1 pseudogene is annotated in these 469 nt (G+C 62.0%); it reads right to left on the reverse strand.

Features of this window, described 5'->3' with window-relative positions:
* A pseudogene (locus QCE69_RS39390) lies at window positions 1–469 on the reverse strand (type IV secretion protein Rhs); the annotation flags it as partial.

Here is a 469-nt window from a genome sequence, read left to right on the forward strand (position 1 = left end):
CAACGGATCGCACGTCACCGTCAGCACCTGCCCCAACGGATCGATACTCTGCGTCAGATGCCCCGCCGGATCGTAGGCGTAGCGGCGCGAGCGCTTGTCATAGCCGATTTCCTCAACCAGCCGTCCCACCGCATCGCGCTTCAGATGCCACGTTTCGCCCCGCGCATTGATCACGCCAACCAGTTGTTCTTCCGTGTTGTAGCGATAGTGCGTGACGCTGCCATTGGCGTCGATGCGGCTCGCCAACTGGCCCTGTCCAAAGAAGCTGAAGCGCGTGATGTGGCCCGCTTCATCGGTGTACTGCGTGAGGTTGTCTTCGGCGTCGTATTCGCAGTACACCAGGCGATACCCCGGCAGCATGCAGGCCGTAAGTCGCCCCTTGGCGTCCCATTTATAGGTGGCGGCTTCCTCGCCCGGCGATTGCCGTTCGATCAGCTTGCCGCGCGCGTCGTGCTTCAATCGCGTGGTG

The organism is Caballeronia sp. LZ032 (assembly GCF_031451315.1).
Classification (GTDB): Bacteria; Pseudomonadota; Gammaproteobacteria; order Burkholderiales; family Burkholderiaceae; genus Caballeronia.